Origin of the sequence: Collinsella aerofaciens, from assembly GCF_009876115.1 — a bacterium.
In the GTDB taxonomy this organism is placed as follows: domain Bacteria; phylum Actinomycetota; class Coriobacteriia; order Coriobacteriales; family Coriobacteriaceae; genus Collinsella; species Collinsella aerofaciens_N.
On sequence record NZ_WWSY01000003.1, the window covers coordinates 60,309 to 75,534 of the forward strand.

A 15,226-nucleotide genomic window follows, 5' to 3' on the forward strand; every position below is an offset into this window, starting at 1 on the left:
CGTCCATCATAACGCAGGGCGCGGACACCCCGTGTTGTCCGCGCCCCGTTCGTTTGCATGGTTGTTCTGGTGACACCGCCGGCTCAGCCATCGGCCACTAACTCACCGTTTCCTCGCCAAAGCGATACAGCTCTTCATTGACCTTTTGGGGGCTACAGCCACGGTCGATGCAAAAGATAATGATTGCATCGCGACGGTCCTTGCAGTTGAGGACGCTTACCCCGGCAGCTGTCAGAGCGCGGTTGGTCTCCTTGAGCGTCAACGCCATTGCAAAGGCAATCTGCAGCACCTTATTACGGCTTGGGTGGCGTGCACCGGTAAAAATCTGATAACCAAAAGTCTCGTTGAGGTCGGCCATGCGCACCACGCGCGAGCGCTCTAAGCCCTTTTCCTGCAGCAGCTGCTTAAGGTAGTCCGAAAGCGACGGGGCGGCAAAGTCGTGTTCTTTGATATAGCCATCGATGTTTGGCGCGTCGAGGAGCTCATTGAGCAACTCGTCCGTCAGCTTTTTATCGGGCATACGACCTCACCTCCCATACGGCGCAACGGTAGCGACATGCTAGGCCAGCACCCAGCTTGCAGTGGCAGACTTATCAAACATGTTGGCAAAATACAGTGCCTTCTTGATATCGCCATCAAAGTAGATATTGCCCGCCACGGAGCCACCGGCGGCGAGGGTACCAGACTGTAGCTCATCGGAGCCCTCGCTGTAATAACCCTGATTCTGTTGAGCACCGTTGGCGTCCTCGCCCTTCCAGTCGTAGATATTGTAATCTGCGCCCTCATCGCCATTGTTGACGTACGTGACGTGAATACCCGTCATGGTCGAACCGTCAAAATTTGTGAGACCGGGCTGGATGGAATCGACGACGACGGAAAGGCCAGCAGTCGTGGTCACCGTCGTGCCAACAGCCAGGTCAGTCGTAGGCTGCTCTTCCTTCTTCGCCTCTTCCTTCTTGTCGCCATCGCCGGCGTCCTCGGTGACGGTCGCCTTATCGCTACCACAACCGGCAAGAAGACCGGCAGTCCCCAAGGCGACGGTGGCGAATGCGCCCAGTGCAGCGCGACGGCTCAGCAGCACTTCGTTTTCGAGCTTTTTCATAATGCATCCTTCCTACGATCCGGCTACCGCGCCGGCACACAGCACATCGTAGGAGGGACTAAACTTGAATTCATTAGCCGAGAGCTAAGGTTGCGGTAAACGGCCAATGCAGTTATCCAAACGCCGAGCAAACGCACTTTGCACGACCGTCTGCTGGCAACGCATCAACCCACCGTGACGGATTCCCCAGTAAAGGCACTGATCATCAACAGGACAAAGAACACCAGGTAGCTGGCACTCAGCGGGTACGCAATGATCAAGAAGGCGACCCATCCAACATTGGTCTTGCCATCGGCACGACGTTGCTCGCGAGAACGGCACAGCCAGACCGTCACGCCAATGGCCACAATCAACAGCACAAGTGCTGCCGCGGCCAGTCCAGCAAGCGCAAACATCACGCCAATGCTCACAGCAATAACCGGAAGCAGTAGCAAGCCACACCCGCATCCACCCGGACTATATACGGAAGACTGTCGGCGTCGCCTCATCGCCGCCCCCATCATCTTTGAGCACTACAGTGCGATGGCCTGCTGAACAGGAACGATCTTATCGAGTTCCGGTTCGATCCGCCTTTTCTCGGCCTCAAGGTCAAACGCTACCTGAGCGCGCAGCCAATAACCATCCGTCAGGCCAAAATAACGGCAAAGACGGAGGTCGGTGTCGGCCGTCACGCGACGTTTTCCCAAGACAATCTGCCCGATACGCTGAGCCGGAATCCCGGTCTCTTTCGCAAGGCGATATTGAGAAATGCCCATGGGAACAAGAAACTCCTCTTTGAGAAGCTCACCAGGAGTCGCCGGCGACAACAAATCGGCCGAAGTCTCATCACTTGTGATAATCGACGATTTCGACATTCCAAGCCATCTCCTGTCTCCACTCAAAACAGACCCGATAGCGCTCATTACGATGCAATCATAGTATCGCCTTACGTTAGTAACGTCAAACGTTTCTACAGACTTACATCTCTATTATATCGTACGTTTGTTCGTGTTTTCTAGAACAAATAGTCCTTCACGCCTTAGTCAAGCAAAAGCAGTCGTTTGTAGACATCGAGGCCCTTGAGCAGGATTTCCTCGTCAAAGAGCATGGTATCAGTATGCAGGGCACTCGTAGCATAGGCGGGGCAGCCCTCGGCGTCGCTCGGATTATCCTGCCCGACAGGAACGCCCGTGCCCAGCAAGAAGAACACGCCCGGCAGATGGCGCTGATAGAACGCGAAATCCTCGGCAATTAGCAGCGGCTCGTCCACAAGTTGCAGCTCGGACAAGGCAGGCGCAATGTGGGCGAACAGCTCGGGGTCGTTATCGACCGGCGGATAGCCCTCGGCAAAATCGAGACCGTACGTGCAGCCCGTTGCAGCGCATGCCTCGTCGAGTACACGGCGCACGCCCTCGCGCGCGCGGTCGAACATGTCGTCCGTAAACACACGCAGACTGCCGGCCACATGGGCCTCCCCCGCCACCGCATTGCAAACGGTACCAGCCTGCAGCAGGCCAAATTTGCCGATACAGGGCTCGTCGGTGCCCAGCTCGTCCATCAGCTCGCGCTCGGCAACCAAAAACTTCGCTGCCGCCAACGCGGCATCGTGCGATTCCTCGACTGGAACGCCGTAGGTCTTGGCGATATGGATGCTCGCGCCATGGATATGAATGTGCGTCTCGCTTGAGCGCGCCAGCAGCGGACCGGAACAGCTCGCCAACGTGCCGGCGGGCAAATCGGGCCATACGTGGAAGCCAAAGATGCGATCCGCCCCGTAGCGCTCGAATACGCCGCTCTCACACACCGTCTTGGCGCCACCGGTCGTTTCCTCGGCCGGCTGAAACACAAAGAGCACGTTGCGCTTGATGGCACCCGGCTGCTCACGAATCGTGCGATCGACATACGTCGCGGCGGCAAGCACCATGGCCATGTGACCGTCGTGACCGCACGCATGCATCTTACCGGGATGCGTCGAGGCAAAGGCCGCGCCCGTTGCCTCCGCGATGGGCAGGGCGTCCATGTCGGCGCGAATCGCCGTGGCATGCGCGGCGCCCGTGCCGGCATCGAAGAAAGCGCAGACGCAGCTGGGGCACGGATGGGTCACCTCGCAGGCGAGCGGAGCGAGCGCGCCCTCGATATAGGCGATGGTTTGAGGAAGATCGAAATCGAGCTCCGGAATGCGATGCAGGTCGCGCCGATAGCGACGAAGTTCTTGGAGCTCGGTCATAAAGGTTCCTTTCATGGGGGGGCATATCCATTCACACAATATTGTGACGCAGGATTGTGGCACCCTTGTTTCTAGCATATCCCTGCATTTTTTAAACGTTATATACGAATACTCTTGTTTGGTAAAGTGCAACGTGGTAGGGTCGTTACCACTTGATAGAGGCGCGGGCACGAAGAGCCGCGGGCGAGTCGGCAGACTTTGACCCTGCGGGGAGGCGAAACCCGCCGAACTGGGCTTTTCGGGCACGAACAGCCTGGTGGGCCTGCGGGAAACACCCGCAGGACTGTCTGCAGCAATGCGGGAGCCCTATCCGGACATTGGGTCCACGTTATGCGGATTCGATGCGCAGATGGCGCCGTCTGGATAGCGAGGTTTACGGGACATGGCATTGACCCCCAACGAGGCATATGCGGCAAAGCAGCCGTTTGTGGACAAGGAGACGCTCGAGCATATCGTCGAGCAGTTCCCCACGCCGTTTCATCTATACGACGAGGCGGGCATCCGCCGTAACATGCAAGAAGTACGCGACGCCTTTGCATGGAACCCGGGATTTAAGGAGTACTTTGCCGTCAAGGCCAATCCCAACCCGGCGCTCATCTCCATTCTCAACGAATACGGCTGCGGCTGCGATTGCTCGAGCTATACCGAGCTCATGATCGCCCGCTCGCTGGGCATCACGGGGCACGACATCATGTTCTCGTCCAACGACACGCCGGCGGCGGACTTTGCCCTTGCGGATAAACTGGGCGCCATCGTCAACTTTGACGACATCAGCCATATCGAGTTCTTTGAGCGCGTTGCGGGGCCCATCCCCAAGACGGTTAGCTGCCGCTTTAATCCGGGCGGCCTGTTCCAGCTCTCCAATGGCATCATGGATAACCCCGGCGACTCCAAATACGGCATGACCACCGAGCAGCTCTTCGAGGCCTTCCGCATGCTCAAGGCCAAGGGTGCCGAGAATTTTGGCATCCATGCCTTCCTTGCCAGTAATACCGTCACTAACGACTACTATCCCAAGCTCGCACGCATCCTCTTTGAACTTGCCGTGCGCCTGGAGCGTGAAACGGGCGCACATGTCGCCTTTATCAATCTGTCCGGCGGTGTGGGTATCCCCTACCTGCCCGAGCAGCAGGCTAACGACATCCACGCCATCGGCGAGGGCGTACACGCGGCCTACGACGAGATCCTGGTTCCCGCCGGCATGGGCGATGTGGCGATCTGCACCGAGATGGGTCGTTTTATGATGGGGCCCTACGGCTGCCTGGTGACCAAGGCCATCCATGAGAAGCAGATCTACAAGAACTATATCGGTGTCGATGCAAGCGCCGTCGACCTGATTCGCCCTGCCATGTATGGCGCCTACCACCACATTACGGTGATGGGTCAGCCGGGTGGCGCCGACAAGACTGCAGCACCGGTCACGAACACGTATGACATCACGGGCAACTTATGCGAGAACAACGATAAGTTCGCTATCGACCGCGAGCTGCCGCAGATCGACATGGGCGACCTGCTTGTGATCCACGATACCGGCGCGCATGGCTACTCCATGGGCTACAACTACAACGGACGCCTGCGCTCCGCCGAGGTGCTGCTGCGCCCCGACGGCTCGGCCGACCTCATCCGCCGCGCCGAGCGCCCAGGCGATTATTTTGCCACGCTCGACGTGCTGCCGTGTGGCCGTGAGCTGCTGGCCAAATCGCGTGCCGAAAGCGCCCGCCGTCGCGCCCAGGACGAGCGCCTGGCCGTCGCCGCCCAGTGGAACAAACGCATCCAGATCGCGGAAGCGAAGGAGAAGAACATGGACATCCGCAATCTCGAGGGTTCAATCGTCGCCCTCGTCACGCCGTTTAAAAAGGACGGCAGCGTCGACTTTGACGCACTCGAGCGCCTTATCGATTTCCACCTGCAAAACGGCACTGACGCCATCCTCACCCTAGGCACCACCGGCGAGAGCGCCACGATGACCGATGACGAGGACAACTCCGTTGTCGCCGCCGTGGTCAAGCAGGTTGCAGGCCGCGTCCCCGTCATTGCAGGCTCGGGCTCTAACTCCACACAGACCATGCTCACCAAGTCGCTCACCTATCAGGGCCTGGGCGCCGACGGCCTGCTGCTCATTACCCCCTACTACAACAAGTCCAACGAGGAGGGCATCTACCAGCACTTTAAGACCGTAGCGGATGCTGTGGACATCCCCTGCATCCTGTACAACATCCCCGGCCGCTGCGGCTGCGGCATCAGCGAGCGCAACGTAGAGCGCTTGGCCGCGCACCCCAACATCATGGGTATTAAGGAAGCCTCGGGCAACGTCGCCTACGCGGCCAAGATCGCCCACCTGCTGTCCGATGACTTCCGTATGTACTCGGGCGAAGACGCGCTCACCGTGCCGCTCATGAGCCTGGGCGCCTCGGGCACTATCAGCGTGTGGGCCGATGTTCAGCCGCAGCTCGTGCACGACATGTGCCGCGCCTATCTGGACGGCGACGTGGAGCGCGCCCGCGATATCCAAATTGCCGGCCAGCCGCTCATCAATGCCCTCTTTAGCGAGGTCAACCCCATCCCCGTTAAAGAAGCGCTCGCTCAGATGGGTATGATCGAGGCAAACTACCGCATGCCGCTGTGCCCCATGGCCGATAACACGCGCGCCGCACTTACCGATGCTCTGAAGGGAGTTGGTCTGCTTGATTAAGACCGTCATTATGGGAACGGGCCGCATGGGCTCGCTCATCCACACTACCGCCGAGGGCACCGTTGATGCCACTGGGCAGCCCGTTTTTGATATCGTGGCCCAGATTGGCTTCGATTTGAACAAGCTCGAGAACGCACCAGCCGCCGACGTCATCATCGACTTCTCGAACGTCGCGACCTTTGACGCCGTCGTCGCCTATGTCGAGCGCACGGGTGCGGCGTTGGTCTCGGGCACCACGGGCTACACACCCGAGCAGATGGATCGCCTGCGCGAGCTGGGTCAGAACGCCCGTGTCATGCACTCCGGCAATTACTCCATCGGTATCGCAGCCCTGCGTCATCTGGTAGCACAGGCCACACGCGAGCTGCCCGGCTTTGACTGCGAGATTGTCGAGACGCACCACAACCAAAAGGTCGACGCCCCCAGCGGCACCGCCAAGCTGCTACTCGACGCTGTAGTCGAGGCCGAGCCTGAGGCTGGCTATCATCCTGTCTACGGTCGCGAGGGCATGTGCGGCGCTCGCGATCCCAAGGAAATCGGCATGCACTCGCTGCGCGGCGGCACCGTCGCCGGCGTGCACGAGGTAAGCTTTTTCGGCCAGGACGAGGAAGTCACGCTTAGCCATCGCGCCACGAGCCGCCAGATCTTTGTCAACGGCGCCCTGGCCGCCGCTCAAAAGCTCGTCACCCACGAGCCTGGCTTCTATACGTTCGACCAGGTCATGTTTGCCTAACCAGGTATCTACCGCACCCACGCAAAGGAGAAACAGCATATGAGCAACGCAGCCGAGATGGATGCCCAGGAGATTATCAATTACATCGCCACCGCGCCCAAGAAAACGCCCGTCAAACTGTACGTGCGCGAAAAGCCGGGCAAGAAGGTCCAGTGGGGCAATGCGCACGTCTACGGCGGTCGTCGTGGCAAGACCGTCTTTGGTGACTGGGATGAACTCAAGGCAATCCTCGACGCCAACGCCGACTCCATCGACTACTACGACGTAGAGAACGACTGCCGCAACTCCGCCGTGCCCATGCTCGACCTCAAGGGCATCAACGCCCGCATCGAGCCGGGCGCAATCATCCGTGACCGCGTCGAGATCGGCGATCGCGCCGTCATCATGATGGGTGCCATCATCAACATCGGCTCCGTCATTGGCGAGGGTTCCATGATCGACATGGGCGCCGTGCTGGGCGGCCGCGCCACCGTGGGTAAGAACTGCCACATTGGCGCCGGCACCGTGCTGGCAGGCGTCGTGGAGCCCGCCAGCGCCACGCCCGTCATCATCGAAGACGATGTCATGATCGGCGCCAACGCCGTGGTCCTGGAGGGCGTGCACGTGGGTAAGGGCGCCGTCGTTGCCGCCGGCGCCGTGTGCGTCGAGGACGTCCCCGCCGGTGCCGTCGTGGCCGGTGTCCCCGCCCGCGTCATCAAGATGCGCGACGAGAAGACCGACAGCAAGACTGGCCTCGAAGAGGGCTTACGCCAGCTTTAGTAATTACGCGGTTTTGACAAACCGCGTTTTCGCTGACGCATGCTCAACCTGCGGCGCAATGTCAGCAACCAAGCCGAAAACAAAAAAGGCCGAAGCACCATCGGGGCTTCGGCCTTCATCATCTCAGGGTTCCGTCGTATTCAACCATGGCGGGTCGCTTTGACAGGCGCCCTGCGGCCGTCTTATAGACCTCGGAACGGTCGCGCCGCCCTATTGCCACGATCTCGGCAATCTCAACCGTTCCGTCCTCCCGGATTCGAAAAACCATTCGGAGTCCTGCATTGCGCCATTTGATCTTTTTGCAGCCGGCAAGCTCGCCGTGAAGCGGCGTTCCAATTTCATCAGCGCGCGTCTTTAATTTCGCGACTGCAATACGGACAAGTCTTCGCTGAGATCCATCTAGTTTTTGATATTCCTTCTCGACGTCTCGATTCAAAAAGCCGACGACAAAATGCCCACTCATTCGAAAAGATCCTCATCGGGGATCGCGTCCGGATACATCGATTCAAACTCCGCGAGCTCCTCGGTAGTTAGGGCGTCCTCAAACGGAACAAATTCATGCGGACCATGCTTGACTCGATCAGCAGCGATGCGATTTATCTCAAGTTCGTGCAGATACTGCAGCGCGCCGTACATTTCCTCATAGGCGGCATAGTCGATAATCACGGTATCGATATCGTTATGATCGGCAATGAACTGTGGTGCGCGTTTTGCGCGTTTACGAATGGCAGATAAAGACTTGCTTGCTTCGGTAGCCGAAACAACCTGGTCTTTTGTAAACACCGGTTTTTCCAGAACAAGTGCGGACATTTTGACCTCCAAAAAATAATCTGGATTATATTTCAAAGTATACTTCAAAATATAATCCAGACTTTTATTCGAAAGAAAAAAGCCCTATCGATTCTCGATGCTGCCGATGTTTTTGAGCTCGATAGAGATGAGGCCGTTGGGCTCGTTGACAAACTCGATGTACTCGGAGTTCGAACCCATCTCGGCCGGGAAGCTGATCTCGATACCCGTGTCGGTACGGATCTTATGATTGCGCACCGCCGCGCGTTCGACCTGCTTGCGCTCCACGGGCACACGCTCAGGCACCTTCTCCTCAGTCAGTGCCGCGCGCACGCTCTCCTTGATAACCGGTTCGTCCTCAAAGACCTCATCGACGATATCCCAAGGCGGCAGCTCCTCGTCATCCTCGACTTTCTCGGCGACGGCAGCCTTAACCTTGGCGAGCGCCACGGCCGTATTGGCACCGTGCTCCTCGGCGACTTCCTCGACCACACGCGTCACGGTGTCGATGACCTCCTTGCCCGATACGCCCGTGTCGCACTGCAGCAGGCCATCGGGGATAAGCATACGGTCCTCACCGGCAATCTTGCGCTTCTTGTCCACGTAACCGATCTCCATGGTGCTCGCACGCACGATGGCATAGCTCGGCACCTTTTGCGAGGGGTTCGGCAGAATGGCGTAGTGGCGCGCGATGTCGTTGCGCACCTCCCCCTCCTCGCGGCCCACTTCGTGCATAAAAGCCTGCTTGGAGCCCAGCAGCATCACGGCAAACCAGCGGGCATCCTCATCGTCGTCAAAATCGGCCACGAGCACGTCGGTGGACTCGGCTTTCTCTGCCTTGGTGAGCTCGGAGGAGATAAACTCCGCAATCTGCTGCGACAGGTCCACGAACTCGCGCTCGCCAAAGAAATAGCCCTTGAGCTCGCCACCGAATGCGGAGTTCTCGGCAAACGTGGCGCGTTTATTGTCGGCCGAGGTGCGCGCGCGGCGCAGATGCGTGGTCACGAAGTTGCGCACGGTACGGCTTTCGATATCGAGCTCGCGCTGGCTCATAACGTTAACGGCAGAGTCAAAGTCCAGGATATGCAGAATCGCGTGATTGATTTTCATATACGGCATTCCGTTCTAGATCGATTTCGGCACGAACCAGTATAGCGGTCAAGCCCGCCCCAGGCGCATCGAAGATTGGCACATCGGGACAGGTTGCTTTGCACCAATGGCTAGCGCAGAAGCTCGGACTGCCACGCCTCGAGTTGTTCTGCCAGACTCTTACCGGCTGCGGGCATGTCGATCTGGGGTCGTTTGGGCAGCAGTGCGCATTTAAGGATTGCCGCGATGGTCTGCGAGACAAAGCGTCGCGTATCCTTGTCAAAGCCTTGCGCAGCCTGGAGCATCACGGGCAGGCTTTCGCGCAGATTTCCAACGATATCCGCAAACCGCTCAGCACCCGTAGCCTCAAACACGGAGAACAACGCATCTACAAAACGCTCGCGCTCGCTAGGCCCCACTGCAAGCAGCATCTCGCGAATGGAGCCATCAACGTATCGAGCACCGGCGGACAGGCGCTCACAGTACACGAAGTCGCGACCATCAACCACCCAGCTAAAGGGATTGTGCTGCAGCAGGCTGAACTCGGTGCTCTCAACGATGGCATAGTCCTCCTGTGTCTCGAACATCATGCCAAAGATCGACGACCGAGGTAGCGTCTTGTCGATTCGACCGGAAAGATCGGCAAAGGCGTTGCCGTTCAGAAACTCCTCGACGAAGCCCGGACCATCATGGGAATACACCCGTTCGATTCGCTCACGGGCGACATCGGAGCACATCGCCGCACCGTACACCGCAAGGTTTCCACCCTTGGAATGACCTCCGCACAAAAGCGGCCCGTCGATCGCATCCGCCGCCTCGTCCACATAGCGCGCCGCGGATTCCTGGGCCGGCACAGGACACCGGAATGCCATGTTAAAGTCCTCTTTCCAGCCCACAATCGTACTGTCGGTCCCCCGAAAGGAAAGATAACTAAACCCCGCCGGAAACCGGAACGCCATGGCTGCAAACTGCTCTGTCGCCACCACATCGCTCACGGCACGATAGCCGCAAACGTGTACGCCACGGTAGCGAGGGCTTGCTGTCACGGCCTCCAACAAGGCTCTGCTCCCCTCTGGGTCCCACAAATCGTCAATCATGTCCCGGTAGCACTCGGCACGCAGCAGCTCGCGTACGTCTAGGCCCTGCCAGTTCGTCAGCTCCGCCATATCACCCGGCAAACGCAAATAGGACAACCACGCAAAGACCAGGCTATCCACCGCGCAGAACGGCCGTTCCTCAAACGGGTCAAACGCCGTCTGGGCATAGGTCAAAAAATTAGGCGAATCCGACATGGCGCTCCCATCAACTATGGCGCATTGGGGTCAGGTTACTTTGCACCAAAAAGGCGCCCGGACCGTGTGGACCGGACGCCTTTCATTGTAGCCTGTTGCCCAAAAGAGCTTGATTTAGCAGGAGAAGTCGACGCTGTCGATGATGTCCTTGAGGGCCTTGGCGGAGGCGGTAAGCTCATGCTGCTCGTCATCGTCCAGCGGCACGGGGACGCGGCAGACAACGCCGTCGCGGCCAACGACGGTCGGCATGGAGATGGCAAGATCGGACAGGCCATACTCGCCCACCATGAGCGAGGAGACGGGCAGAACGGTCTGCTCGTCACGCATGACGGCAGTGCAAATGCGCTTGACGGCCATGGCGACGCCATAGTAGGTAGCGTGCTTCTTCTCGATGATGGTGTAGGCGGAGTTCTTGACGTCCTCGGCGATGCGCTTCTCGGCAGCCTCATGCTCCAGATGACCGTGAAGCTCGCAGAAGGTGTTCAGCGGAACGCCGGCAACCTGGGCGCTGGACCAAGCGACGAACTCGGAGTCGCCGTGCTCGCCCATGACATAGGCCTGGACATCGCGCGGGTCGACCTCAACGTGGGCACCAAGCATCTGCTGCAGACGACCGGTGTCGAGCACGGTACCGGAGCCGATGACATGGCCCTCGGGCAGGCCGGACATCTTGATGGCGGCATAGGTCAGAACATCGACCGGGTTGGAGACGATGAGCAGAATGCCGTCGAAGCCAGACTTCTTAATCTCGGGGATAATGGACTTAAAGATGTTGACGTTCTTGTTGACCAGGTCCAAGCGGGTCTCACCGGGCTTCTGGGCAGCGCCAGCGGTGACGACGATCATGGCGGCGTCGGCGACATCGGAATAATCGCCGGCGTAGATCTTCATCGGCTCGGCAAACGTCATGCCGTGCGCGATATCCAGAGCCTCACCCTCGGCGCGGTTCTTGTCCACGTCGATGAGGACCATCTCGGAGAACAGACCGCTCTGCATCAGCGCGAACGCCGAAGACGAACCGACGAAACCGCAGCCGACAATAGCGACCTTCTTCTCGTTAACCATTAGAAACTCCCATCTCTCTCCACAAGCAAGCCGCCCGGGAACGACCCGAGCGGCTTGCCGTAATCCCAATACATCCAATCGGGACTTTGATTATGCTCCTATTCGCAGCCAAAAATCGACCGTTTACCGAAATTGTTTGCAGGATTCGTAAAATAACTGCACGAAATCGGTTTCGAGCTATTGACGAGGCGAAATAGCTTTCTAATACAGGCCCGCCTCGCGAATGGCCTCGACAGCCAAAGCAATCTGATCGGGCGGCAGGACCAGCGCCATGCGCACGTGTCCCTCGCCCGAAGGACCAAAGCTCGCGCCCGGCGTCACCACAACGCCGGCCTTCTCCATAAGCTCCTCGCAAAACGCCATGGAATCGGTGCGACCACCGGGAAGCTTGGCCCACACGAACATAGAGCCATGCGCGTTGGGACGCTCCCAGCCCAGACCCTCAAGACCGTCGCACAGGGCATCACGGCGCTCCTGGTACTTCAGACGCTGCGCCTCGACCTCATCGCGCGGACCGTTGAGGCAGGCGATAGCAGCCTTCTGGATCGGGAAGAACATGCCAAAGTCGATCTGGCTGCGCAGCTTGGCAAAGGCAGAGACCACGTCCTCACGGCCGACCAAAAAGCCGATGCGCGCACCGGTGACGTTAAACGACTTGGAGAGCGAGAAGAACTCCACGCCCACCTCGAGCGCGCCGGGATACTGCAAGAAGCTGCCACCCGGCTCACCGTCGAACACGATGTCGGAGTATGCGTTGTCATGAACAATCAACAGATCGTGCTCGCGGGCAAAGGCGATAATCTCCTCGTAGACCTCGAGCGTGCCCACCGAGCCAACCGGGTTCGCGGGCAGCGACACGATCATATACTTGGCACGATCGGCCACCTCGGGATCGATACCCGCCACATAGGGCAGGTAATTATGCTCGGCGACCAACGGATAGCACTCGAGCTTGGCATCGGCAATCTTCGCACCCGCCTCAAAGACCGGGTAGCACGGATCGGGAACCAGAATGGTGTCACCCGGATCGAGCAGAGCCAGGCCCAAATGGCCAACGCCCTCCTGCGTGCCGTTGCACGACTGCACCATGGACGGTGTAATGCCCGAAACGCCAAAGCGACGCTCATAGTAATCGCATACGGCCTGCTTGAGTTCGGGCAGGTCGCGCAAGGCGTACTTCCACATCTCGGGATCCTGGGCTGCTTGTGTGAGCGCCTCGACCACGTGGCCGTACGGCTTAAAGTCGGGCGTGCCCACGCTCATGTTGTAAATGGTCTTGCCCTGAGCCTTCAGCGCGAGCAGCTTGTTGTTGAGCGAGGCGAAGACCTCCGCGCCAAAGCGGTCGAGACGCTGCGATGCCTGCATGGTGTCACCTTCCGATATAAAAAAGCGGCGCTCCGACAAGAGCGCCGCGCGATACGGGCCATCAGATTGCAAAAGTGTAACGCTTGCAACCCCCGTATTGGTTCAATTTAGCCAACCTTAGTCAACTGGATTGAGCGCGTCGATCTGCGCAAGCCACAGACGCGAGCTGGCGTCACTCGGCATACGCCAATCGCCGCGCGGGCTGAGCGTCACCGAACCAACCTTGGGGCCATCGGGCAGGCAGCTGCGCTTAAACTGCTGGGCAAAGAAGCGACGATAGAACGTACGCAGCCACGCGTGGACGGTCTTGGCGTCGTAGACACCCTCGAAACTCTTGAGCGCCATGCGGTAGATCTTGCCCGGCTCAAAGCCAAAACGCAGCAAGTAGTAGAGGAAGTAGTCGTGCAACTCGTACGGGCCCACCAAATCCTCAGTCTTCTGCGCAATCTCGCCGTCGCCCGTGGGCGGCAGAAGCTCGGGGGACACCGGCGTGTCGAGGATATCGAGCAAAACCTCGGCAATACGCCCGCCAAAGACATCAGCCGCATAACGCACCAAGTGACGCACGAGTGTCTTGGGCACGCTCGCGTTGACGGCGTACATGCTCATGTGGTCGCCGTTATAGGTAGCCCAGCCGAGTGCCAACTCCGACAGGTCGCCCGTGCCGATGACAAAACCGCCAGCCTGGTTGGCCAGATCCATCAGAATCTGCGTACGCTCGCGGGCCTGGCTGTTCTCGTAGGTCACGTCCTGCACGGTCGGATCGTGCTCAATGTCCTTGAAGTGCTGTTCCACGGCCGCGTGAATCGAAACCTCGCGGAAGCTCACGCCCAGGTCGCGCGCGAGCGACTCGGCGTTGGACTTGGTGCGATGCGTCGTGCCAAAGCCGGGCATGGACACGGCAGTGATGCCCGTGCGCGGCAGCCCCAGCGCATCGAAGGCACGCACGGTCACGAGTAGCGCCAGTGTGGAATCGAGGCCGCCGGAAAGGCCGATGACGGCAGCCTTGGTACCCGTATGGGCAAGGCGGGTCTTGAGGCCCGCAGTCTGCAGATTGAGAATAGTCTCGCAACGCTCGGCCAGATCACCGTGGTCGGCCGGCACAAAAGGCGCGCGAGGGAAAACGCGGTCGATATCGCAGGCATCGCGCAGGACAGGCTCTTTGGCCAGCACGCCCTCAAAAGAAAACTCAACGGTCGTGGCCTCCGGCGCATCGTCCGCGCGCGCCCACGTCGTCGAGCGACGGCGCTCGGCAACCAGGCGGTCAAGATCGACGTCGGCGATGGCCATATCGCAGGTAAGCAGTTTGGTCGCGGCGAGCTTGGAGCCGTTTTCGTAGACGAGGTTCTCGCCCGCAAAGACCATATCGGTCGTGGACTCACCCTCGCTCGCGTCCGCGTAGGCATAGGCGCAGTACAGGCGTGCACTTTGGTTAGAGATAAGGCTGCGGCGGTAATCCGCTTTGCCGATGATCTCGTCCGAGGCCGACGGGTTGAGAATCACCGTCGCACCGGCAAGCGCCATCTCGGTCGAAGGAGGCGCCGGCACCCACAGGTCCTCGCAGACCTCAACGCCCAGCACCAGGTCCTCGGCGCCCTCATCACAGCAACGGTAGACAAGCCCCGAGCCCAACGGGACCGGACCCTGACCGGCAAATTCAAGCCAAACGGGATCGGTAGGTGCCGGAGCAAACCAACGGCGCTCATAGAACTCGCCATAGTTGGGCAAATACTTCTTGGCCGTGAGGCCCAAAAGCTCGCCCGCGCAGCACACAGCGGCGCAGTTGTAGATATTCTCGGCAACCGCAACGGGAAGACCAATGGTAAAGACAATCGGCAGCTCACGAGTCTCGTCGAGGATATGCACCAGAGCAGCCTCGCAGGCATGCAGCAGTGTGCGGTTATGGAACAGATCGGCCGCGGTATAGCCGGTCAGGTTAAGCTCGGGCAGCACCAGCGCGCGAACGCCACGCTCGGCAGCATCGCGAACAGCCACCAGTGCAACCTCGGCATTGCCCTCGACATCGGCAACGCGAATCTGCGGTGAGGCCGCCGCCACACGCAAAAAGCCGTCAGACTGAGAAAGGTGAAGATCCATAAGAATGCTCCCGTGCGTAGACGCCATTCATAACAAT

Annotated in this window: 15 protein-coding genes and 1 riboswitch; of the genes, 3 read left to right on the top strand and 12 right to left on the bottom strand. The window is 59.2% G+C overall.

The window, feature by feature from the left end:
• Positions 1-97: 97 nt before the first annotated feature.
• The 5 genes from GT571_RS02935 to GT571_RS02955 all read right to left on the bottom strand — a co-directional run bounded on the left by GT571_RS02935 (position 98) and on the right by GT571_RS02955 (position 3,308).
• Complete coding sequence (locus GT571_RS02935; protein ID WP_161155374.1) at positions 98-520, bottom strand: XRE family transcriptional regulator; 423 nt, start codon at positions 518-520, stop codon at positions 98-100.
• A gap of 39 nt (positions 521-559) precedes the next feature.
• A complete protein-coding gene (locus tag GT571_RS02940) occupies positions 560-1,102 on the bottom strand; it encodes a DUF4352 domain-containing protein (protein WP_161155376.1) in 543 nt (180 codons plus the stop codon).
• A gap of 164 nt (positions 1,103-1,266) precedes the next feature.
• Positions 1,267-1,536, bottom strand: a complete 270-nt coding sequence (locus tag GT571_RS02945; RefSeq protein WP_161155378.1) for a hypothetical protein — start codon at positions 1,534-1,536, stop codon at positions 1,267-1,269.
• Between the two features lie 78 nt (positions 1,537-1,614).
• The gene (locus GT571_RS02950) at positions 1,615-1,956 is read right to left on the bottom strand and encodes a HigA family addiction module antitoxin (RefSeq protein ID WP_161155380.1); all 342 of its coding nucleotides are present in this window, start codon (positions 1,954-1,956) and stop codon (positions 1,615-1,617) included.
• 164 nt (positions 1,957-2,120) lie between these two features.
• Entirely contained in the window at positions 2,121-3,308 is a 1,188-nt protein-coding gene (locus GT571_RS02955) for an amidohydrolase (protein ID WP_161155382.1), read from the bottom strand.
• Between the two features lie 148 nt (positions 3,309-3,456).
• A riboswitch (Lysine riboswitch) is annotated at positions 3,457-3,625 on the top strand.
• Between the two features lie 65 nt (positions 3,626-3,690).
• Here GT571_RS02955 and dapA point away from each other — a divergent pair.
• The 3 genes from dapA to dapD are packed head-to-tail and all read left to right on the top strand — an operon-like array spanning position 3,691 to position 7,492.
• Complete coding sequence (gene dapA / locus GT571_RS10040) at positions 3,691-6,000, top strand: 4-hydroxy-tetrahydrodipicolinate synthase (RefSeq protein WP_161155384.1); 2,310 nt, start codon at positions 3,691-3,693, stop codon at positions 5,998-6,000.
• Positions 5,993-6,733 (top strand): 4-hydroxy-tetrahydrodipicolinate reductase, encoded by a 741-nt coding sequence (dapB, locus tag GT571_RS02965; RefSeq protein ID WP_192934618.1) that lies wholly within the window; start codon positions 5,993-5,995, stop codon positions 6,731-6,733. The genes dapA and dapB overlap by 8 nt, the downstream gene beginning before the upstream one ends.
• Before the next feature lie 39 nt (positions 6,734-6,772).
• Complete coding sequence (gene dapD, locus GT571_RS02970; RefSeq protein ID WP_161155386.1) at positions 6,773-7,492, top strand: 2,3,4,5-tetrahydropyridine-2,6-dicarboxylate N-acetyltransferase; 720 nt, start codon at positions 6,773-6,775, stop codon at positions 7,490-7,492.
• 118 nt (positions 7,493-7,610) lie between these two features.
• Here dapD and GT571_RS02975 read toward each other — a convergent pair whose 3' ends face one another.
• The 7 genes from GT571_RS02975 to GT571_RS03005 all read right to left on the bottom strand — a co-directional run bounded on the left by GT571_RS02975 (position 7,611) and on the right by GT571_RS03005 (position 15,189).
• A complete protein-coding gene (locus GT571_RS02975; RefSeq protein WP_117759050.1) occupies positions 7,611-7,955 on the bottom strand; it encodes a type II toxin-antitoxin system RelE family toxin in 345 nt (114 codons plus the stop codon).
• The gene (locus GT571_RS02980; protein ID WP_161155389.1) at positions 7,952-8,302 is read right to left on the bottom strand and encodes a hypothetical protein; all 351 of its coding nucleotides are present in this window, start codon (positions 8,300-8,302) and stop codon (positions 7,952-7,954) included. Before GT571_RS02980 ends, GT571_RS02975 begins: the two co-directional genes overlap by 4 nt.
• An 84-nt stretch (positions 8,303-8,386) precedes the next feature.
• Complete coding sequence (locus GT571_RS02985) at positions 8,387-9,391, bottom strand: nucleoid-associated protein (protein ID WP_022094136.1); 1,005 nt, start codon at positions 9,389-9,391, stop codon at positions 8,387-8,389.
• 110 nt (positions 9,392-9,501) lie between these two features.
• A complete protein-coding gene (locus tag GT571_RS02990; protein ID WP_161155391.1) occupies positions 9,502-10,662 on the bottom strand; it encodes an Mbeg1-like protein in 1,161 nt (386 codons plus the stop codon).
• Between the two features lie 114 nt (positions 10,663-10,776).
• Entirely contained in the window at positions 10,777-11,727 is a 951-nt protein-coding gene (locus GT571_RS02995; protein WP_117759056.1) for an L-lactate dehydrogenase, read from the bottom strand.
• 201 nt (positions 11,728-11,928) lie between these two features.
• On the bottom strand, positions 11,929-13,092 hold the full coding sequence (locus GT571_RS03000; protein ID WP_161155393.1) for a pyridoxal phosphate-dependent aminotransferase: 1,164 nt from the start codon (positions 13,090-13,092) through the stop codon (positions 11,929-11,931).
• A gap of 117 nt (positions 13,093-13,209) precedes the next feature.
• Positions 13,210-15,189: an NAD(+) synthase gene (locus GT571_RS03005; RefSeq protein ID WP_240136025.1), complete on the bottom strand. Its 1,980-nt coding sequence runs from the start codon at positions 15,187-15,189 to the stop codon at positions 13,210-13,212.
• Between the last annotated feature and the right edge of the window lie 37 nt (positions 15,190-15,226).